Origin of the sequence: Streptomyces soli (assembly GCF_003999195.1) — a bacterium.
Lineage (GTDB): Bacteria > Actinomycetota > Actinomycetes > Streptomycetales > Streptomycetaceae > Actinacidiphila > Actinacidiphila soli.
Map to the genome: position 1 here is coordinate 28036 of NZ_RJVR01000063.1, position 19350 is coordinate 47385.

General features: G+C 71.1%; 18 protein-coding genes and 1 pseudogene. 14 read left to right on the top strand and 5 right to left on the bottom strand.

The genetic code is table 11. From position 1 onward, the window contains the following. Positions 1-52: 52 nt before the first annotated feature. Genes EFK10_RS52545 through EFK10_RS04710 form a run of 4 tightly spaced genes read right to left on the bottom strand, consistent with a single transcriptional unit; the run spans position 53 to position 3138 of the window. On the bottom strand, positions 53-136 hold the full coding sequence (locus EFK10_RS52545) for a putative leader peptide (RefSeq protein WP_322973279.1): 84 nt from the start codon (positions 134-136) through the stop codon (positions 53-55). 58 nt (positions 137-194) lie between these two features. After that, positions 195-1253, bottom strand: coding sequence for a PfkB family carbohydrate kinase (locus tag EFK10_RS04700; protein ID WP_127354506.1), 1059 nt, complete (start codon positions 1251-1253; stop codon positions 195-197). A gap of 13 nt (positions 1254-1266) precedes the next feature. Next, the gene (locus tag EFK10_RS04705) at positions 1267-1836 is read right to left on the bottom strand and encodes a GNAT family N-acetyltransferase (protein WP_127354507.1); all 570 of its coding nucleotides are present in this window, start codon (positions 1834-1836) and stop codon (positions 1267-1269) included. 12 nt (positions 1837-1848) lie between these two features. Further along, positions 1849-3138, bottom strand: a complete 1290-nt coding sequence (locus EFK10_RS04710; RefSeq protein WP_127354508.1) for a GAF domain-containing protein — start codon at positions 3136-3138, stop codon at positions 1849-1851. A gap of 231 nt (positions 3139-3369) precedes the next feature. On the opposite strand from EFK10_RS04710, the gene EFK10_RS04715 reads away from it, so the two are divergent. After that, positions 3370-3771 (top strand): hypothetical protein, encoded by a 402-nt coding sequence (locus EFK10_RS04715; RefSeq protein ID WP_127354509.1) that lies wholly within the window; start codon positions 3370-3372, stop codon positions 3769-3771. Between the two features lie 77 nt (positions 3772-3848). Here the strand turns inward: EFK10_RS04715 and EFK10_RS04720 are convergent, their stop codons facing one another. Further along, positions 3849-5486: an acyl-CoA dehydrogenase family protein gene (locus EFK10_RS04720; RefSeq protein ID WP_127354510.1), complete on the bottom strand. Its 1638-nt coding sequence runs from the start codon at positions 5484-5486 to the stop codon at positions 3849-3851. A gap of 18 nt (positions 5487-5504) precedes the next feature. Here EFK10_RS04720 and EFK10_RS04725 point away from each other — a divergent pair, with 18 nt between their 5' ends. From EFK10_RS04725 to rsgA, 13 genes and pseudogenes are all read left to right on the top strand, one after another. After that, positions 5505-6671: a YihY/virulence factor BrkB family protein gene (locus EFK10_RS04725; protein WP_127354511.1), complete on the top strand. Its 1167-nt coding sequence runs from the start codon at positions 5505-5507 to the stop codon at positions 6669-6671. Positions 6672-6772: 101 nt separating this feature from the next. Next, complete coding sequence (locus EFK10_RS04730; protein WP_240676987.1) at positions 6773-7846, top strand: AI-2E family transporter; 1074 nt, start codon at positions 6773-6775, stop codon at positions 7844-7846. Positions 7847-7934: 88 nt separating this feature from the next. Then, positions 7935-8255: pseudogene (locus EFK10_RS04735) on the top strand (sigma-70 family RNA polymerase sigma factor); the annotation flags it as partial. A 35-nt stretch (positions 8256-8290) separates the two neighbouring features. Next, positions 8291-8359, top strand: coding sequence for a hypothetical protein (locus EFK10_RS53070; protein WP_407647004.1), 69 nt, complete (start codon positions 8291-8293; stop codon positions 8357-8359). A 253-nt stretch (positions 8360-8612) separates the two neighbouring features. Beyond that, a complete protein-coding gene (locus EFK10_RS04745; RefSeq protein WP_127354513.1) occupies positions 8613-12872 on the top strand; it encodes a HAMP domain-containing protein in 4260 nt (1419 codons plus the stop codon). Then, positions 12869-15199, top strand: a complete 2331-nt coding sequence (locus tag EFK10_RS04750; protein WP_127354514.1) for a SpoIIE family protein phosphatase — start codon at positions 12869-12871, stop codon at positions 15197-15199. The genes EFK10_RS04745 and EFK10_RS04750 overlap by 4 nt, the downstream gene beginning before the upstream one ends. 97 nt (positions 15200-15296) lie before the next feature. Further along, positions 15297-16103 (top strand): DUF2267 domain-containing protein, encoded by an 807-nt coding sequence (locus EFK10_RS04755; RefSeq protein ID WP_127354515.1) that lies wholly within the window; start codon positions 15297-15299, stop codon positions 16101-16103. Between the two features lie 175 nt (positions 16104-16278). After that, positions 16279-16464, top strand: a complete 186-nt coding sequence (locus tag EFK10_RS48435) for a hypothetical protein (RefSeq protein ID WP_206305300.1) — start codon at positions 16279-16281, stop codon at positions 16462-16464. Then, on the top strand, positions 16443-16679 hold the full coding sequence (locus EFK10_RS48440) for an SDR family NAD(P)-dependent oxidoreductase (protein ID WP_240676989.1): 237 nt from the start codon (positions 16443-16445) through the stop codon (positions 16677-16679). Before EFK10_RS48435 ends, EFK10_RS48440 begins: the two co-directional genes overlap by 22 nt. Next, positions 16652-16738 (top strand): hypothetical protein, encoded by an 87-nt coding sequence (locus tag EFK10_RS49530; protein ID WP_322973280.1) that lies wholly within the window; start codon positions 16652-16654, stop codon positions 16736-16738. Before EFK10_RS48440 ends, EFK10_RS49530 begins: the two co-directional genes overlap by 28 nt. Positions 16739-16815: 77 nt before the next feature. Further along, positions 16816-17313 (top strand): MarR family winged helix-turn-helix transcriptional regulator, encoded by a 498-nt coding sequence (locus EFK10_RS04770; protein ID WP_127354516.1) that lies wholly within the window; start codon positions 16816-16818, stop codon positions 17311-17313. Between the two features lie 237 nt (positions 17314-17550). Then, complete coding sequence (locus EFK10_RS04775; protein WP_127354517.1) at positions 17551-17973, top strand: ATP-binding protein; 423 nt, start codon at positions 17551-17553, stop codon at positions 17971-17973. Positions 17974-18217: 244 nt separating this feature from the next. Then, positions 18218-19333: a ribosome small subunit-dependent GTPase A gene (gene rsgA, locus EFK10_RS04780; RefSeq protein ID WP_127354518.1), complete on the top strand. Its 1116-nt coding sequence runs from the start codon at positions 18218-18220 to the stop codon at positions 19331-19333. Positions 19334-19350 lie beyond the last annotated feature (17 nt).

Below are 19350 nucleotides of genomic sequence, written 5' to 3' on the forward strand. Positions count from 1 at the left end.
CGCGGCGAGGCGCTCACGCATCCGCGACGGCGGGGACGGCGATGCTGTGCGGTCAGCCCACCGGACAGATGGAACTGGACATGCGTCCGAGGTCGACATGCAGCCGACCTACCAAGGCGATTCCAGTGCGAGACATGACGAAAGCGTGTCACGGGGATCTCCGGAGAGTCCACCGCCTTCCAAAATGTGGACGCTCACATCTCGAATGGCGGGATCGTGTGTCGCTCGTCACCCAGGGCTTGCTGCTCCCGGGTGATCTCGGCGAAAAGATCGTGCCCCTGACTGCCTGTATGACGCAGTTTATGCCGTGCCAGCGCCATGCCGAGCCGCACCCCCTCGCCGACCCGGTCCGGACCCCCTGTGGCCAGCGCCGACAGCAGCCCGGCGGCGAGGACGTCGCCCGCCCCCGTCGCGTCCTCGACCTCGTCGTCCGGCAGCGGCCGGTGGGTGTGGACCTCAGGGGCGGCGCCCGGCCTGAGCACCTTCACCCCGTCGGGGTACTTCACCACCGCCGTCGCGCGGCTGCCGGGGACGCGGCTCACGAGGTCGGCGTACTCGCGGCCGTTGAGCAGCAGATAGTCGCTCAGCGCGGCGATGGCCAGGATCGCCGGCGACGGATCCGTGGACCAGGCGTGCCCCGGGTCGAAGCTGACCGCCGTGCCCGGGGTCCGCCGCCGCACCTCCGCCAGCAGCCGGTGCAGCTCGCGCCCGCCGTCCGGGTCGAGGAAGGACGTGACATGGACGACCTTCGCCGCGCCCAGGTAGGACGCCAACTCCTCGAAGTTCGCCCGCAGATGGTCCGCGATGCCGGTGTTCGCCCCGGTGTGGGTGAGCAGGGTGCGCTCCCCGCTCTCGTATACGGACAGGCAGATCCCGCTCAGCCGCGCGGCGTCGGCGCGCACCATCCTGCGGTCGATGCCGAGCCCGTCCAGTACGGCTGCCGGCTCGACCTCGGACATGGGCGTACGGCCCGCCACGCTCACGTAGCCCAGGCGCAGGCCCAGCTCGGTGCGGGCCAGGGCGTGCAGGGTGTTGAAGGCCGAGCCGCCGAGGAAGGGAATGACCTCGGCGCCGTCCAGGCAGTCAAGGGCGGTGCGAACGGTCGACTCGTCGACAAGCCGTTCGCTGCAGGGCTCCAGCGGCGGGCTGATCCCGGCCTTGCGGGTGATCAGCTCCAGCACCGGCGTCCCGTGGAGCGCGGACGCCCCGGCGATCAGGTCAAGATTCAGCGCCCCGACTCCGACGACGTCCATCCGCCCCCCAAGCTCAGGCCCCTGGCCAGGGCTCGATCGACTTGCTCTCCTCTTCCCCCGTCTTGACGTCGAAGATGCGGAAGCCGCGCTTCTCGTAGTTCGCGAGTGAGTACGGCCCGTCCAGGCTGCACGTGTGTACCCGCACCCGCTTCGTCGGTTCCCGGTCCGGCCACCGTTCCGGCAGGTCCCAGGCGCGGGCGATCCCGTGCGACAGCAGCTGCCCGCCGATCCCGCGCCCCCGGAAGGCCGGCAGCAGCCCGAAGTACGCGATCTCGGTCTGCCCGTCCTCCTGCGGGTCGAGCTCGATGTACCCCGCCGGAGTGCCCCGGTCGTACGCCACCCAGGTCTCGACCCCGGGGCGGCCGAGGAAGGCCTCCCACTGGACGTACGTCCACGGCAGCCGGTCGGTCCAGGCGCAGTCGGCGCCCACCGAGGCGTAGAGGAAGCGGCTGAACTCGGGCGACGACACCTCGGCCCGTACGAACCGAACCTCCGGCGGGGCGGCCGCGGCCGGCGGCACGAGATCGGCCGGCGAGGTCTGCTCCAGGTACCAGGTGGTCACGGTCACGGTGTGGTCGCTCATGGCCCCAGCCAATCACGGGCCCGATCGGCCGCCGCCCGCGAGGTGGACCGCCGGGGCGGTGGAGTGGGGGAGGAGGTCGGTGGGGCGGGTCGGGCGGAGGAGCTCGACCGAGACGGAGTCGGCGAAGCGGTAGGGGCGGTGGGCGAGGATCCCGGCGAGATTGCGGCGGAGCCGGGACAGCTCGGCGCGGACGGTGACCGTGCGGCTGGGGTCGCCGAACAGGTCGCGGGCCAGCTCGGCCGCGGTGCGCCCGCCGCGGTGGACGGCGAGCACGAAGAGCAGCTCGGCATGGCGCGGGCTGAGCTCCTGCGACCAGCTGCCGGCGGCCCCGGAGACGGTGACCGACCAGTCCCGGGACCGGCTGACGTCGACCACCACCCGGCTCGGCGTGTTTGTGCCGCCCTCCGCGCCGACCCGGACCAGCCAGCCGCCCGGCAGCGGCTCCAGCGTGCACAGCCCGAGCGACGGCAGCCACACCGGGCCCGCCGCCGGCGACGAGGGCAGCGCCACCCGCTCCAGCGGGGGCATACCGGTGACGGCGGCCGTCCAGCCGTTCGGGTCGATCACCACCGCCCGGCCCTGCACCCGCGCGAGCAGCGGTGCCGCCAGCGACCGCAGCCCCTCGATCGACGCCCAGTGCCGGGTCCGCAGCTCGCCCTCGGCGACCCGGGTCACGGCGGTGACCAGTGACAGCGACGCCGGGTGGACGGTGGCCGCGGGGCCGCTGATGTTCACCGCGCCGAGCAGCCGCCCGTCGCGCGGGTCGTGCAGCGGGGCCGCGGCGCAGGTCCAGAGGTGGTGCGCGCGGACGAAGTGCTCGGCGGAGCGCACCTGCACCGGGCGCCCGGTCACCAGCGCGGTGCCGATCGCGTTCGTACCGACGGTGTCCTCCGACCAGGACGCGCCCTCGGCGAAGCCGACCCGGTCGGCGCTTCTTCGGATCGCGGTGCTGCCGTCGCGCCACAGCACCCGGCCCTCGGCATCCGAGACGACCATGATGTGCCAGGCGGCGTCCGCCACGGACACCAGGCCGTCCCGCAGCGCGGGCAGCACCTCCTGCAGGGGGGAGGTCCGGCGGCGCTGCTCCAGTTCGTCCGCCGAGAGCACCCCGGTGTGGCTGCCGGTGTCGGGGTCGACGCCGTGGTCCATGGCCCGGGTCCAGGAGTCGCCGATCACCGGGCGTGGCTTCGCCGCCGCCACCGCGCCGCTGAGCGCGGCATGCCGGATGCCGGCCAGCAGCTGCGCGGACTTCCGGTGGTCCTGGGCGGACAGCAGTCCCAAGTCGATCTCTGGCTGGCTCATGGCGCCCCCGCATACGTTTACCACGCAGTACCGCGTGGCTGTGCTGTGGCTGTGTTGCGTACTGCTTTCTCTTATGGTGCCGCCGCCCGGCGCGCTCGGAAGGGACATCGGACACATCCGTTGCAACGGTCTGCAACGGTTGCGAATATGCGTGCGCCGGGCGGACAGTGACGCGGCGTCAAGCTACTCGCAACGGATTCCGGAGCAACACCCACGAGGAGGCAACCCGCTGTGTCGTCCATCCCCCCGTGCGTCGTCGTGGTCGGTTCGCCGGACGACGAGCGCACCGGTCGCGCCTCGCGGCTGGCGCGGGAATTCCGCGTCCCGCACCTGGCGTTCGAGGACGCCACCGGGACGTTCGACAGCGACCAGGGGTACGTCATCGACGGCTTCCCGGACTCCGTGGAGGGGTTACAGGGCCTTCTGGCCCTTCCCACCGACCTGGTGGTGCACCTGCGGCCCCCCGGTGGCGACCCCGACTCCGAGCCCGCCCGCGTTCTGGCGTACTACGAGGCCCGGGGCGTGGTCGTCGGCTTCCCGCCGGACGCGGACGACGAGGACATCATCATCGCCGTCGAGGCGGCGGTGCGTATGCGCAGCCGCGCGGGCACAGTGGCGCACTTACTCCTGTGACCGGGCTGGTTCCAGGAGTTCCACGCCGGGGGTGGTGCCGAGTCGGCGCGGCACCACCCCTTTTTTTGAGGCTCGGTTCACTCGCCGACCGGCCGCGCCCGCTCCACGATCGCTTCCAGGTCCAGGGTGTGCGGGAGCGTGCCGAACGACACGCCCCAGTCGCCGCCCAGCCGGGAGGCGCAGAAGGCGTCGGCGACGGCCGGCGGGGCGAAGCGCACCAGCAGGGATCCCTGGAGGACCAGGGCCATGCGCTCGACGACCCGGCGGGCCCGGGCCTCGATGCCCTCCAGGTCAGCGAGTTCGGTGAGCAGGGACTTGATGGCGCCGTCCAGGCGGTGGTCGGCGCCCCGGGCGAGGCCGATCTCGCCGAGGAAGGCGTTCAGGGCCAGCGGCTCGCGCTGCAACGCCCGCAGCACATCGAGGGCCTGGACATTGCCCGACCCCTCCCACACCGAGTTCAGCGGTGACTCGCGGAAGAGCCGGGGCAGCCCGGACTCCTCGACGTAGCCGTTGCCGCCCAGGCACTCCAGGGCCTCGGCGGTCAGCGGCGGACAGCGCTTGGTGATCCAGTACTTGGACACCGCCACCGCGATCCGCCTGAACTGCCGCTCCTGCTCGCTACCGGCGTCGTACGCGGCCGCCAGCCGCAGCACCGTCGTCGTCGCCGCCTCGGACTCCACCGCCAGATCGGCCAGTACGTTGCGCATCAGCGGCTTGTCGATGAGCGGCCCGCCGAACACGGAGCGGTACGCGGCATGGTGGATGGCCTGCGCGACGGCCTGGCGCATGATGGCGGCCGACCCGACGGCGCAGTCCAGACGGGTGGCGGCGACCATCTCGATGATGGTGGCCACGCCGCGCCCCTCCTCGCCGACCCGGCGGGCCCACGTGCCGTCGAACTCCACCTCCGAGGAGGCGTTGGAGCGGTTGCCGAGCTTGTCCTTGAGCCGCTGGATGAGGAAGACGTTACGGATGCCGTCCGGCAGCACCCGGGGCAGCAGGAAGCAGGTCAGGCCTCCGGGGGCCTGGGCCAGCACCAGGAAGCCGTCGGACATCGGCGCCGAGCAGAACCACTTGTGGCCGGTGAGCAGATACGCCCCCTCCTCCGCCAGCGGCTCGGCGCGCGTCGTGTTCGCCCGGACGTCCGAGCCGCCCTGCTTCTCGGTCATCCCCATGCCGAACAGCGCCCCCGGCTTCCTGCCCGGCGGCAGCAGCGACGGGTTGTACGCCCGCGAGGTCAATCGCGGTTCCCACTCGGCGGCCAGCACCGGATCGGCCCGCAGCGCGGGCACGGCGGCGTGCGTCATCGACACCGGGCAGCCGTGGCCCGCCTCGGCCTGCGTCCAGACCAGGAAGCCCGCGGCGCGCCGCAGATGGCCGTCGGGCCGCGACCAGGCGTCGGTGAGCCCGGCCGAGACGGCATGGCTGAGCAGTCGGTGCCAGGACGGGTGGAAGTCCACCTCGTCGATGCGATTGCCGTAGCGGTCGTGGGTACGCAGCACGGGGGAGTACGTGTTCGCCTCCTCGCCCCAGCGCTGCGCCTGGGCGGAACCGGCCGCGCGGCCCAGTTCGCCCAGCTCGTTGTCGATCTCCGGCAGTGTCGCGGGCGACGCGTGCCGGGCGACCCCCTCGGTGAGGGTGTCGTCGGCGGCGTATACGTCGTATCCGACCAGCGGCGGAGCCTGGTTGATCACGGTGTGAGTACGGGTCCCCATGCCCTATACCGTAAGGATGTGAGTGCAGCGGAAGAAACACCTGAGAGACCACCGGGTCGTCTCCACCGGGCCAGGGCCCTGTACCGGAACCTCTCGAAGCGCAGGGTGGCCTGGCTGCTGCTCAAGGACACGGTCAACTCCTGCATCGAGTACCGCGTCACCGGACTCGCCGCCGAGGCGGCCTTCTTCGTCCTGCTGTCGCTCCCGCCGCTGCTGCTCAGCCTCGTCGGCGCTCTCGGCTACCTCGACCAGATCATCGGCACCGACACCGTCGACCAGATCCGGCAGAACATCCTCACGGCCTCCGCGACCGTCCTGTCCGACAAGGGCGTCAACCAACTGGTCAGGCCACTGGTCGACGACGTCTTCAAGGGCGGCCGCCCCGACCTGATCTCGATCGGCTTCGGCATCGCCCTGTGGTCGGGCTCGCGCGCCGTCAACGTCTTCGTCGAGACCATCACGATCATGTACGGCCTCGAAGGCCACCGAGGCATCGTCAAGACCCGGCTGATGGCCTTCGCCCTCTACATCATCGCCCTGGTCATCGGCGCGGTCGTGGCGCCGCTCATGGTGGCGGGCCCGGACGCGGTGGTGGGGCTGCTGCCGTGGAGCGAGGGCGTCATCCGGGTGCTGTACTGGCCCGTCGTGATCGTGCTGTCCATCGCCTTCCTGACCACCCTCTACCACGTGTCAGTGCCGGTGCGGTCGCCCTGGTACGAGGACATGCCGGGGGCCCTGATCGCCCTGCTGATGTGGGTGGTAGGCAGTCTCGTGCTCCGCGTCTACCTCACCCACACCGTCGAGGGCCCCACGATCTACGGCAAGCTCGCCGCCCCTGTGGCGGTGCTGCTCTGGATCGGCGTGTCCGCCTTCGCGGTGCTGGTCGGCGCCGCCTGCAACGCCGCCGTCGACCGCGTCTGGCCGTCGCTGGCCACGGCTGCCGCCCGCGAGGAGAACGCCCGCGTCCGCGAGGAGGAGGCCGTCGCCGTCCTCGCCCTGGCGGCCGCCCGGCGGGCCGCCTACGAGGCCGGGCCGGACGACGACATAGGCCCCGAGGATCCCCCCGCCGAGTTCCCGGAACGCTGGGCGGGCTTCCACCCGCCGGAGGACGTACGCTCCCGCCTCCGCCGCGGCCACCGTGCGGTCCAGCGGCCCCCGGAGCAGGAGAGGCCCCGCAAGGACTGACCGCCCGGCGCGGCGCCGTGGCCTGATGTCGCCGCCCGCACATCGTGTACCCGTAGGGGGGTACTCGCCTCCCCGGCAGTCGCTTAGTGGAGGAGGTTCCGGTGACGACGGACAACACCGAGGCCGCACCGTCTCCGAGCCCGGGCCCGGGTCGGCCGGGGCGGTCGTGGTTCGGCATCGGCTTCCGGCTGGGCCTGGGCGCGGTGATCGCGTACCTGTTGGTGCAGGCCGTACTGAAGATCCAGAGCGTACTGATGCTGACGCTGCTGGCGCTGGTCGTCGCGATCAGCGTCGAGCCCATCGCCGTCTGGCTCACCACCAAGGGCCTGCGCCGACGCTGGGCGGTGACCTGCGTCATCATCGCCCTGTTCATCCTCTGGGGCGCCGTGCTGGCCCTCTTCATTCCCCCGGTCACCAGCGAGATCAACGCACTGGTGAAGGCGGTGCCGAACTGGCTGCAGCAGCTCCACGACCGCCAATCCGCCCTCGGCAGGCTGGAGGACCGCTACCACCTGATCGACAAGGCCAAGCAGCAGCTGAGCGGCGCGGGCACCGGCGTCGTCAGCGGACTTCTGGGCGCGGGCCAGCTGCTGGTCACCACCATCACCGGCGCGGTCCTGGTGATCACGCTGACCATGTACTTCCTCGCCGGCCTGCCGACCCTCAAGCGCTTCTGCCTGCGCTTCGTGCCCGGCAGCAAGCGGGAACGCGCCGAGGCCCTGACCGACGAGGTCGTGGCCCGTACCGGCCGCTTCATGCTCGCCAACGTCGCCACCTCGGTCATCGCCGGCCTGGCCACCCTGATCTGGCTGGAGGCCTGGGGCGTGCCCTACCCGGCCGCCCTCGGCGTGTTCGTCGCCGTACTGGACCTGGTCCCGGTCGTCGGCTCCACCATCGGCGGCATCGTCGTCTCGCTGGTGGCACTGGTGGTGTCGTTCCCGGTGGCGATCGCCACCGCTGTCTTCTACATCGTGTTCCGCCTCGCCGAGGACTACCTCATCGTCCCGCGCGCGATGAAGTTCGCGGTCGCCGTGCACCCGCTGGTCACCATCCTCGCCGTGCTGGCCGGTGGCGCGCTGATGGGCGTGATCGGCGCGCTGATCGCGATCCCGGTGGCCGTCGCGGTGGGGATGTTCCTGGACGAAGGGGTGTTTCCCCGAATCGACTCCCGCTGACCGCCCACGTCCGCGGGCGGGGCGCGGTCAACACCCCGCCCGTGAAGCTGGTTTGAAAGCCCGGTCGTGGGTACTCGGGAAGTGCCGAGTGACCGGCGGTTCGATGGGCACCGCAGAGGTGCGGGATGTGTCGCGGGCCATGTTCGCCCGCCTTGCGGTGCTGGAAGAGGGCACCGAGGAGTACCAGTACGTCCGCAACACGCTCATCGAGCTGAACATGGCCCTGGTGCGGTTCGCGGCCAGGCGCTTCAGCAACCGCACCGAGCAGATTGAGGACATCCTCCAGGTCGGCACCATTGGCCTGATCAAGGCGATCGACCGTTTCGACCCGGATTACGGTGTCGAGTTCGTCACCTTCGCGATACCGACCATCACGGGCGAGATCAAGCGGTTCTTCCGCGACACCAACAGGCGCAGATCGGCGCCGAACTGGGCGTGACCCAGATGCACATCTCCCGCCTGCTGTCGCGCACTCTCAAGGAGCTGCGCCTCCAGCTGCTGACCGACCAGTAGCGGGCGCCCTCTCGCAGGCGGTCGCGGTCGGTCCCGCACCGACCGCCGGAATCAGCCGGAAAGCGGCGCTCACCTCGGGATCCTGCTCAGGAGCAGGATTGCGCGCGGTAGGGCATGAGGGCATTCTTGTGACGTTCGTCTGGATGCAAGCGGTGGTCTTCGAGACCTGCTTCATTCTTGCCGGTTTGCGCGGGATCGACAGGGTGAGGTGGCTGTGGTGTCAGAGTCCGTGGAACCTCGGGGGAGCAGATCCGTGGCCCCTCGGCGGGGCACCGCGGGAGCAACCGACGCCGGACAGGTCGGGGAATTCGAACTGCGCAAGCTGCTCGCGGGCCTCACCGCGGTGCGTGACGGTGATTTCGGCACCCGGCTCCCCGCGTACGAGGACGGGCTGCTCAGCGAGATCTCGCAGGTGTTCAACGGGATGGTGGACCAGCTGTCCCTGTTCACCTCCGAGGTGACCCGCGTCGCCCGCGAGGTCGGCACCGAGGGACGGCTGGGCGGCCAGGCGGAGGTGCCCGGGGTCGACGGCACCTGGAAGGACCTCACCGACTCGGTCAACGCGATGGCCGGGAACCTGACGACGCAGGTGCGGGACATCGCGCAGGTCGCCACCGCGGTCGCGAAGGGTGATCTCTCGCAGAAGATCACCGTGGAGGCCCGTGGCGAGATCCATGAGCTGAAGAAGACCATCAACACGATGGTCGACGAGCTGTCCTCCTTCGCCGACGAGGTCACCCGCGTCGCCCGCGAGGTCGGCACCGAGGGCATTCTCGGTGGCCAGGCCCAGGTGCCCGGCGTCGGCGGGACCTGGCGCGGTCTGACCGACTCGGTCAACTTCATGGCGGGCAACCTCACCGCCCAGGTGCGTTCCATCGCACGGGTGGCCACGGCGGTCGCCCAGGGCGATCTGACCCGCAAGATCGAGGTCGACGCCCGGGGCGAGATCCTGGAGCTCAAGACCACCATCAACACCATGGTCGACCAGCTCTCCTCCTTCGCCGCCGAGGTGACCCGCGTCGCCCGCGAGGTCGGCACCGACGGACGGCTGGGCGGCCAGGCCGACGTCAAGGGCGTGTCGGGCACCTGGAAGGACCTCACCGAGTCCGTCAACGTCATGGGCGACAACCTGACGGCCCAGGTCCGTTCCATCGCCGAAGTCACCACCGCCGTGGCGCAGGGTGACCTCACGCAGAAGATCCGGGTGGACGCCCGGGGCGAGATCCTGGAGCTCAAGGAGACCATCAACACGATGGTCGACCAGTTGTCAGCCTTCGCCGACGAGGTGACCCGGGTGGCCCGCGAGGTCGGCACCGAGGGCAATCTCGGCGGACAGGCCACCGTACGGGGCGTGTCGGGTACCTGGAAGGACCTGACCGACAACGTCAACGTGATGGCGTCGAACCTCACCGGCCAGGTGCGGTCCATCGCCCAGGTCGCCACCGCCGTCGCGAAGGGCGACCTGTCGCAGAAGATCACGGTCGAGGCGAAGGGCGAGGTGGCCGCCCTCGCCGGGGTGATCAACACCATGGTCGACACCCTGTCGGCCTTCGCCGGTGAGGTGACCCGCGTCGCCCGCGAGGTCGGCACCGAGGGCCAGCTCGGCGGCCAGGCCCAGGTGGCCAACGTGGCCGGCACCTGGAAGGACCTCACCGACAACGTCAACTCGATGGCGACCAACCTGACCAACCAGGTCCGTAACATCGCGCAGGTCACCACGGCGGTCGCCCAGGGCGATCTGACCCGCAAGATCGACGTGGACGCCCGGGGCGAGATCCTGGAGCTCAAGACCACCATCAACACCATGGTCGACCAGCTCTCCTCCTTCGCCGCCGAGGTCACCCGCGTCGCCCGCGAGGTCGGCAGCGAGGGCCGGCTCGGCGGCCAGGCCGAGGTCGAGGGCGTCTCCGGCACCTGGAAGCGGCTCACCGAGAACGTCAATGAGCTGGCCGGCAACCTCACCCGCCAGGTCCGGGCCATCGCCGAGGTCACCAGCGCCGTGGCCGAGGGCGACCTGACCCGTTCCATCACCGTCGACGCCTCCGGCGAGGTCGCCGAGCTCAAGGACAACATCAACTCCATGGTGGGATCGCTGTGCGAGACCACCCGCGCCAACCAGGAACAGGACTGGCTCAAGACCAACCTGGCCAGGATCTCCGGGCTCATGCAGGGCCGCCGTGACCTCGCCGTCGTGGCCGAGCTGATCATGGACGAGCTGACCCCGCTGGTCGGCGCGCAGTACGGCGCCTTCTACCTCGCCGAAGACGGTGACCAGGGCACCGAGCTGGGCCTCATCGCCTCCTACGGCCACCCCGGGTGCTCCGACCGGGTCACCCGGTTCCGGCTCGGCCAGTCGCTGGTCGGCCAGGCCGCCCGCAGCAGGCGCACCATCGCCGTCGACGACCTGCCTGCCGGCTATGTCACCGTCTCCTCCGGGCTGGGCTCCGCCTCGCCGAGCAGCCTGATCGTGCTGCCGATCGTCGTGGAGGACCAGGTGCTCGGCGTCATCGAACTCGCGTCGGTGGCCTCCTTCACCCCGGTCCACCGTGACTTCCTCGGTCAGTTGATGGAGACGGTGGGCGTCAACGTCAACACCATCGTCGCCAACGCCCGCACCGACGAGCTGCTCGGCGAGTCGCAGCGGCTGGCCGCAGAACTCCAGGCCCGCTCCGAGGAACTCCAGGTCCAGCAGGACGAACTGCAGCGCTCCAACTCCGAACTGGAGGAGAAGGCGGCGCTCCTGGTGACCCAGAACCGCGACATCGAGACGAAGAACCTGGAGATCGAGCAGGCCCGGCAGGAGCTGGAGGAGCGCGCCCACCAGCTCGCGCTGGCGTCGAAGTACAAGTCGGAGTTCCTGGCCAACATGAGCCACGAGCTGCGCACCCCGCTCAACAGCCTGCTGATCCTGGCCCAGTTGCTGGCCCAGAACCCCGGCCGCAACCTGACGCCCAAGCAGGTCGAGTACGCCGGGGTCATCCACTCGGCGGGCTCCGACCTGCTCCAGCTGATCGACGACATCCTCGACCTGTCGAAGGTCGAGGCAGGCAAGATGGACATCGCGCCCGAACGGCTGCCCCTGCGCCGTCTGCTGGACTACGTGGAAGCCACCTTCCGTCCGCTGATCGGACAGAAGGGTCTGGACTTCCAGGTCAGCGTCGCCCCCGGCGTCCCCTCGGAACTGGTCACCGACGACTCCCGGCTGCGCCAGGTGCTGCGCAACCTGCTGTCCAACGCGGTGAAGTTCACCGAGGCCGGCAGGGTCGAGCTGCGCATCGAGCCGGCGGCCGGGTCGAGCCGGCCGGAGGGCGTGCGCGGTCACGCTCCGGTCATCACCTTCCACATCCTGGACACCGGCATCGGGATCGCGGAGCAGCAACTCGAAACGATCTTCGGTGCCTTCCAGCAGGCCGACGGCACCACCAGCCGCAAGTACGGCGGCACAGGGCTGGGGCTGTCCATCAGCCGCGAGATCGCCCAGCTGCTGGGCGGGGCGATCACCGCCTCCAGCACCCTCGGCGAAGGCAGCGTCTTCGCCCTCCACCTGCCGGTCGCCTGGTTCGAACCCGCCGAGGCGGCGCCGCCGCAGGACACCGAAGCCGCAGCGGTGACCGAGCCGCCCGCCCCACAGGTACTGCCGGCCCAGCGCCGGCTGATGGTGATCGAGGAGCGGCGGCAGGGCCTGCTGTCGCTCGTCGCCGAGAGTGCCGTCGCCGACCTCGCGGAGGGCCGCTCCGTCGCCGATCCGCGCGGGGCCGTTCAGGTGCGTACGGCCACCGGTGTCCAGGAGATCGCGGCCGCGCTGTCCGGCGAGCCATGCCACTGCGTCATCCTGGATCTGGACATGGCCGACGGCGCCGCGCTGCGCATTCTGGACGCCCTGGACGGCGATCCGGCCATCCGGGAGGTGCCGGTCCTGGCCCACCACTCGCGCAGGCTCGACCCCGACCACGAACGGCTGCTGCGCAACCACGCCGCCCGGGGGAAGCCGCTGGAGCTGCTGCCCAGCCTGGACGAGTTGCGCGAGCGCGTCGCCGTGCATCTGATGATCGAACGGCCCGCGGACGTACTGCCGTTGGTGACCGCGACGGACCTCCGGGAGGCCGCTCCGCGCCCCGCGGGGGTGCGGGGGAGCGCGCTGGCCGGCCGCACCGTCCTGGTGGTCGACGACGACGCCCGCAACGTCTACGCCCTGACTGGCATGCTGGAACTGCACGATGTGCGGGTCCTGCGGGCCGAGAACGGCCGTGAGGGCATGGAGATGCTCTCCCGCCACCGGGAGATCGAGATGATCCTGATGGACGTCATGATGCCCGAGATGGACGGCTACGCCGCCGCCTCCGCCATCCGGGCCATGCCCGGGTACGCCGGCCTGCCGATCATCGCCGTCACCGCCAAGGCCATGGACGGCGACCGGGAGAAGTGCCTGGCCGCCGGAGCCAGCGACTACATCGCCAAACCGGTCGACACCGACGTGCTTATCGCCTGCATGTACCGCTGGCTGAGCCTGTGACCGATGACCCTCCGGGTATCGACGCGCTGGCCGCCACCGTCGACCGGCTGCGCCACGACCTGACGCTCGCCCGGGAGTCCGCCGACACCCGTGCCCTGATCGGCATCGCCACCGGCATCCTGGTCGAGCGCGGCCACGGCGGCCCCGCCGAGGCCGCCCGCTACCTGCGGGAGCTGGCCGACGCGGCCAGGCTGTCGCCGGCCGAAGTGGCCGCCGACATCGTCAACGCCGCCTCCGGCGCAGGCCTTTCCCGTACGCTTCCGACCGCGTCGCCGTCCGGGCACGGCGGCGACCGGCCGCCCACCACGCCGGTGCTGACCCTGCGTACCGCCGAGGCCGGTACGCTCTCCGGCGATCCGCAGACCGCCGCGGAGGCCTTGCTGCGGCAGGCGCTCCCCCCGCTCGGCGGCACCGCCCTGGCCATCTGGCGCACGGCCCCGGACGGCTCGCTCACCCTGGCCGGCCACGCGGGCCTCGCCCCCGGGGAGGCGGCCCAGTGGCGGTACGTACCGCCGGGGGTCGGCACCCTGCCGCAGCTGGCCTTCGACGACGCGAGGCCCCGCTGGCACGGTTCGCTGCCGCAGCACACCCCGGGCATCGGCCGACGCGACGGAACCGCCGGGGCGCGCGCGGTCCTGCCCGCCCGGCTCGGCGGACGGATCCTCGGCGTGCTGGAGGTCTGCTGGCCGGGTCCGCATACTGCCCTGAGCCCGTCCGAGCACCGTCAGCTCGACGTGCTCGCCGACCTGTGCGCACACACCCTCTCCGGCGCGCCGACGGACACCTACGGCCCGGCCCCCGTGCCGGAGGACGGTCGCCTCGCCGCCCTCTCCGGCCTCGCCGACGGGCTGCTGGACCCGGCACTCGTACTCCGCCCGCTCGTCGACGGTCGGGGCGAGGTCGGCGACTTCCTCATCACCCACGCCAACGAACACTTCACCGACCCGGCAGGCCGCCCACGCGGCGCCGTCATCGGCGTGAAGCTGCTGGAGGCCTACCCACTGGCCGCCCAGGACGGCGGCCTGTACGCACCCATCCTGCGCGTCCACGCCACCGGGCAGCCGTTCCGCGCCGAGCAGATCGCGTCCGGCATGCTGGTCGGGCCGGAACCGCTCGGCCGCGCGGTGTCGATCAGCATCAGCCGGTACGGCGAGGAGGTGCTGCTCAGCTGGCGCGTCGAGGACGAAGCCGGCCGGCTGACCGCCCTTCTCCAGCACACCCAGCGGCTGAGCCGTCTCGGCGGCTTCCAGGAGAACCTCGTCACCGGCGACGTCATCTGGAGCAGCGAGCTGTTCGCCCTCCACGGGCTCCAGCCGACCGACCCGCCCATTCCCCTGGAGGAGCTGCGGCGACACGCGCACCCGGACGACTCCATCGCCATCGGCCGCTTCCTGCGCACCGTGCTGCACCGCCACCACCAGGCGTCGACGGCATTCCGTCTGCAACGCGACGACGGGGTCGTCCGGCACATCCGCGTCATTGCCGAACCCGTCACCGACCTCTCCGGCGACCTGATCGCCGTCCGGGGCGCCTACCAGGACGTATCCGCGCAGCACTGGACCGAGGTCGCCCTCGCCGCCACCCGGGACCAGCTCGCCGACACCGAGCAGCGGGCCGCCGAACGCAACCGCCTGGCCCTGCAACTGCAGCAGGCCATCATGCCGCCCGCCCCCGCACCCATCGACGCCTCCGGACTGCGCGTGGCCGTACGCTACCGGCCCGCCGAGAAGGAACACCTGGTCGGCGGCGACTGGTACGACGTGGTCGTCCTGCCGTCCAAGCAGGTGCTGCTCGCCGTCGGGGACATCGCGGGGCACGGGATCGACGCCGCCACCGGCATGGTCGTCCTGCGGAACGCGCTGCGCGGGCTGGCCACCACCGGCGCGGGACCAGGCCGGCTGATGGGCTGGCTCAACACCGTGGCCCACCACCTCACCGAGCAGGTCACCGCCACCGCTGTCTGCGGCCTGTACGACCCGGAGACCGGCGTCCTGTGCTGGGCGCGGGCAGGCCATCCGCCGCCGGTGCTGATCCGCGACGGCGAGGCCGCCTCCCTGCCGCTGCCGCGCGGCATCCTCCTCGGGGCGATCGCCGAGACGACCTACGAGGAGCAGCGGCTCACCCTGGCATCCGGCGACCGGCTCCTGATGTACACCGACGGCCTCGTCGAGCGCCGGGGGATCTCCGTGGAACGCTCGTTGGAACAGCTTCTCGCGACGGCGGGCGGCCCGCTGCCCGGCCTGGACGAGCAACTGGACCTCCTGCTCACCCACAGCCGGTCCGACACCGACGACGACACCTGTCTCATCGGCGTCCAACTGTGCTGACCGGCTGTGCTGACCGGCGGAACGGGCCCAGTGGCCGATGGAGCGGCCGTGGGTTTGACTGGAGCTGTCCTCGAGCCGACAGAACCGAGGAGTCTCCATGGAGCACCGCGAATTCCTGACGATCATCGAACAGGTGGCCGGCGTCCCGTTCGAGGTGACCGACAATGTCGCCTGTCCGACACTTCGCATCCTCGCCCGACGCATCACCACCGGGCAGGCCAAGCAGATCGCCGCACACCTGCCGGTGCCCCTGCGGCCATGCCTCGACCCCGAGGCCAATCCGGAGAAGTACCACCTCGACGGCTTCCTCCAGCGCGTCGCGGACCAGCTCGATGTCGACTCCGTCACCGCCGAGCGGCTGGCCCTGGGCGTCTTCGCCGCAATCTGGCGGGCGGCCGGCCCGGACGAGTTCAACGACCTGCGCTCGGAGCTGCCGAAGGACTTCTACCCGCTGATGGACGCCGCCGCGGAGGCGGTACCCCTCCCGGAGGACGAACCGCTCTTCATCGGCGGCCTCACACACGACGAGTTCATCGACCGCGTCGCGGAGCAGGCGGGCATCACCGACCGCGACCGCGTCAGCCGCGCCGTGGAAGCCGTCCTGGAGATGATCGGCCTGCGTATCTCCCCCGGACAGGTCGCCGACCTGATCCCGATGCTCCCCCTGGAGCTGCGTGCCCCGCTGCGACGCGGCAACTCCCGCTCCCGCCGAGGAGCCGTGCCCCTCTCGCCCGACGTCTTCCTGCACGACACCGCCAAGCGCGCGGGTATCACCCGTCAGGAAGCGCTCAAGGATCTCCGGGCGGTCTTCGCCGTACTGCCCCAGGCCGTCGGCGACAAGGAGTACGACGACGTCATCTCCCAACTCCCGGGCGAGTACCGCCCGATGCGGAAGCACGGGTAAGGAATCGTCAGCTGGGGCACCGCCGCCCGGGCGGTCCTGGGCCAGGCGGCCATGGCCGTCGTGGCCACGTCGAGCAACTCCTCGGCGGTGGCGCCGTCCCGGGCCTGCTGTGACGTCCCCTGGATGACGCACGCGTAGAAGCGCGCCAGCGCCATCGGGTCCGTGTCCGCGCCGGGTGGCGGTCAACTACCACAGCAATGCCGAGGCGGCGGAAGCCGTTGTGTCCGCGATCAAGCAGGCCGGCGGCGTGGCTGTGGCGATCCAGGGCGACATCGGCGTCCGTGAGGACGTCGAGCGGCTGTTCAAGGAGTCCCTCTCCGCCTCGGCTCCCTGGACATCCTGGTCAACAACGCGGGGCTGAATGCCAACGGCAACGTCGCCGACGTCGACGCGGAGCTCCTGGACCGGGTGATCGATGTCAACTTCAAGCGGACGTTCTTCGCCCTCCAGCAGGCCGCCAGGCACCTGAACGACGGCGGCCGGATCGTCAGCGTCTCCACGGGCTACACCCGGGCCACCTACCCGGACGGGTCGGTGAGCCGGGGGACATCGCCGACATCGTGGCCTTCCTCGTAGGCGACGACGCCCGCTGGGTCACCGGCCAGGCCATCGTCGCCGCAGGCGGTCTCGTCTGACGCACCTGCCGGTGAGCGCGCCGGGACCGGGAGGGCCCGTACTGACAAGTCGGCGTCGCGGGTGGCACAGTGGGGTGATGCGCCCCAGCACTCCGTCGCAACCGCAAGATCTGGCGGTCACTGCCTCCGAGGTAGCGGGTCTGCTTGCGGTTCTCTGGGGAAGAGTGCAGGTCAAGGTCCCGACGGGGCCCATTTCCCCGTCGCAGCTGCGCGCCCTGCTGGTGATCGAGCGGCTGGAGGGCAGCAATCTGAGGGCCCTGGGCGAGGCGCTGGGATCGGGTCCTCCCGCGACCAGCCGGCTCTGCGACCGCCTGGAGGCCGCGGGTCTCGTGGAGCGTCGGCTGAGCACGGCCAGCCGCCGTGAGGTGGAGCTGTATCTGAGCAGACCGGGCCGGGCTCTGCTCGACGAGGTGCGCGACCGCCAGGTCGGCGAGGTGGCTCCCGTGCTGGAGGCGATGTCCCCGGAGGACTACGGGCACCTCGTCAAGGGCCTGACCGCTTTCCGGGACGCGGCCACCGTCGTGGTGGACGGTGACGAGGGCGCTCCGGACATGCCCGTGGCCCGCCCCGCCTGACTCCAGGCAGCCCGCATCGCGGGCCCCTCGTGTACGCGGTCCCGCCGTGGTCGGCATACGCACCATATCATTGGCCGATGGCAAATGTTGTCAGAAGACAACTGATCGCTTCAGTCTCGTCGCGGACGCATCCGGCGGCCCACGGGCCAGGGTTCATGCCTGTCTTTTGGCGGCGCTGTGGGTGGGTAGGCGTTGATCGGCACTGACCACCCGGTAGAACTTCACGGGGAGACAGACATGCACCACCTGGACGTGATCGACGGATCTGCTGACGAACACGAGGACCCGCCGCTCGAATGCGTCTGCCGCCCGCGCCGGGCGTTCGAAGCGCGGGAAGCGGCCTCGGCCTTCCTCGCCCGACTCCGCCCCGCCCCCTCCCCGGAGGCCACCCACACCTTCCTGCTGGTGGTGTCGGAGCTCGTGACCAACGCCATCCGGTACGCCGGCGGTAGCGCGGTCCTGCGGCTGACCGCCGACCGGCACAGCCTGACCGTCGCGGTCGAGGATCCCAGCCCCGACCGGCCGCGGGAGCGTACCCCCGACCTGACCGGCCGCACCGGCGGCTTCGGCTGGCCCATGGTCCAGCGGCTGGCCCGCTACGTGTACGTCCAGCCGCGGCCGTACGGGGGCAAGGTGGTCCGGGCCGTTCTGGCGCGTTGACCCGCTCGACCGGCTCAACCCGCGCGATAATCAGTGGCGCCGCGGCCCGCGACCGGGCTACCGTTTCGGTGCACGCTGTCGGCTCGTAGAGAAGCAGGAGGTGAGGACCCGATGACTGTCACGGTGATGGGCGTTGCCCGCATTCAGGAGTTCGTCATTCCCACCCCTGTGGCCTCCGGCTGACACCACACGACTTCTTCGCGCAGGACGCGCGTGCCGGGGCCACCCTCCGAAGGGTTTCCCCTTGTTCAACAATTCCTCCGGATCCGCTCCCCAGCTTCCCCTCGCCGGGTACGGCTGGGACGAGGAGCGCGATGCCGAGTTCACCTCTCACGCCGACGAGGGGCTGGTCCCCGGCCGGGTCGTGCGGGTCGACCGCGGTCTGTGCGACGTCGTCACGGCGGCGGGCACGCTGCGGGCGGACACCGCGCTGGTGACGCCGCGCGATCCGATGCGGATCGTGTGCACCGGCGACTGGGCGGCGATCGACATCACCCCGGCCGCGGGCCCGGTCGTACGGGCGCTGCTGCCACGCCGTACGACCTTCGTCCGCTCGACGTCGTCCAAGAGGTCCGAGGGCCAGGTGCTGGCCGCGAACGTCGACCACGCGGTGATCGCCGTGTCCCTCGCCGCCGAACTGGACCTGGGCCGGCTGGAGCGCTTCCTCTCCCTCGCCTGGACCAGCGGGGCGCAGCCCCTCGTCGTCCTCACCAAGGCGGACCTCGTGGAGGACACGGCGTACCTCCTCGCCGACGCCGTGAGTGCCGCTCCCGGCGTCCAGGTGATCGTCGTGAGCGCCGTGACCGGCGAAGGGCTCGATGTGCTCGCGGCGGTGCTGGCCGGTACGACTTCCGTACTGCTCGGCTCGTCCGGTGCCGGCAAGTCCACGCTGACCAACGCCGTGCTGGGGCGCGAGGCCCAGGAGGTGCAGGCCATCCGCGACAGCGACGGCAAGGGCCGGCACACCACGACTACCCGGGACCTGCATCTCCTGCCGGGCGGCGGGGTGCTCATCGACACCCCGGGGCTGCGCGGGGTCGGCCTGTGGAACGCCGACTCCGGTCTCACGCAGGCCTTCTCGGACATCGAGGATCTCGCCACCGAGTGCCGCTTCCAGGACTGCTCGCACAACGCCGAGCCCGGCTGCGCGGTGCTGGCCGCCCTGGAGGAGGGCAGCCTGACGCACCGTCGGCTGGACAGCTACCGCAAGCTGCTGCGCGAGAACGCGTGGATCGCCTCGCGCACCGACCACCGGATGCGGGCGGAGATGCGCCGCCAGTGGAAGGAGCGCTCGGCGGCGGGGCGCGAGATGTATGAGCGCAAGCGCGGGGGTGGCGGCGGCCACCGCAAGGTGTACTGACGAAGCCGCGTCAGGAC

What these genes read in the sequence shown, in the direction of transcription:
- EFK10_RS04705 (WP_127354507.1), bottom strand. Translation starts at nt 1,836, where the DNA reads ATGAGCGACCACACCGTGACCGTGACCACCTGGTACCTGGAGCAGACC.
- EFK10_RS04700 (WP_127354506.1), bottom strand. Translation starts at nt 1,253, where the DNA reads ATGGACGTCGTCGGAGTCGGGGCGCTGAATCTTGACCTGATCGCCGGG.
- EFK10_RS52545 (WP_322973279.1), bottom strand. Translation starts at nt 136, where the DNA reads ATGTCTCGCACTGGAATCGCCTTGGTAGGTCGGCTGCATGTCGACCTC.
- EFK10_RS04710 (WP_127354508.1), bottom strand. Translation starts at nt 3,138, where the DNA reads ATGAGCCAGCCAGAGATCGACTTGGGACTGCTGTCCGCCCAGGACCAC.
- EFK10_RS04755 (WP_127354515.1), top strand. Translation starts at nt 15,297, where the DNA reads ATGGAGCACCGCGAATTCCTGACGATCATCGAACAGGTGGCCGGCGTC.
- EFK10_RS04770 (WP_127354516.1), top strand. Translation starts at nt 16,816, where the DNA reads ATGCGCCCCAGCACTCCGTCGCAACCGCAAGATCTGGCGGTCACTGCC.
- EFK10_RS04720 (WP_127354510.1), bottom strand. Translation starts at nt 5,486, where the DNA reads ATGGGGACCCGTACTCACACCGTGATCAACCAGGCTCCGCCGCTGGTC.
- EFK10_RS04775 (WP_127354517.1), top strand. Translation starts at nt 17,551, where the DNA reads ATGCACCACCTGGACGTGATCGACGGATCTGCTGACGAACACGAGGAC.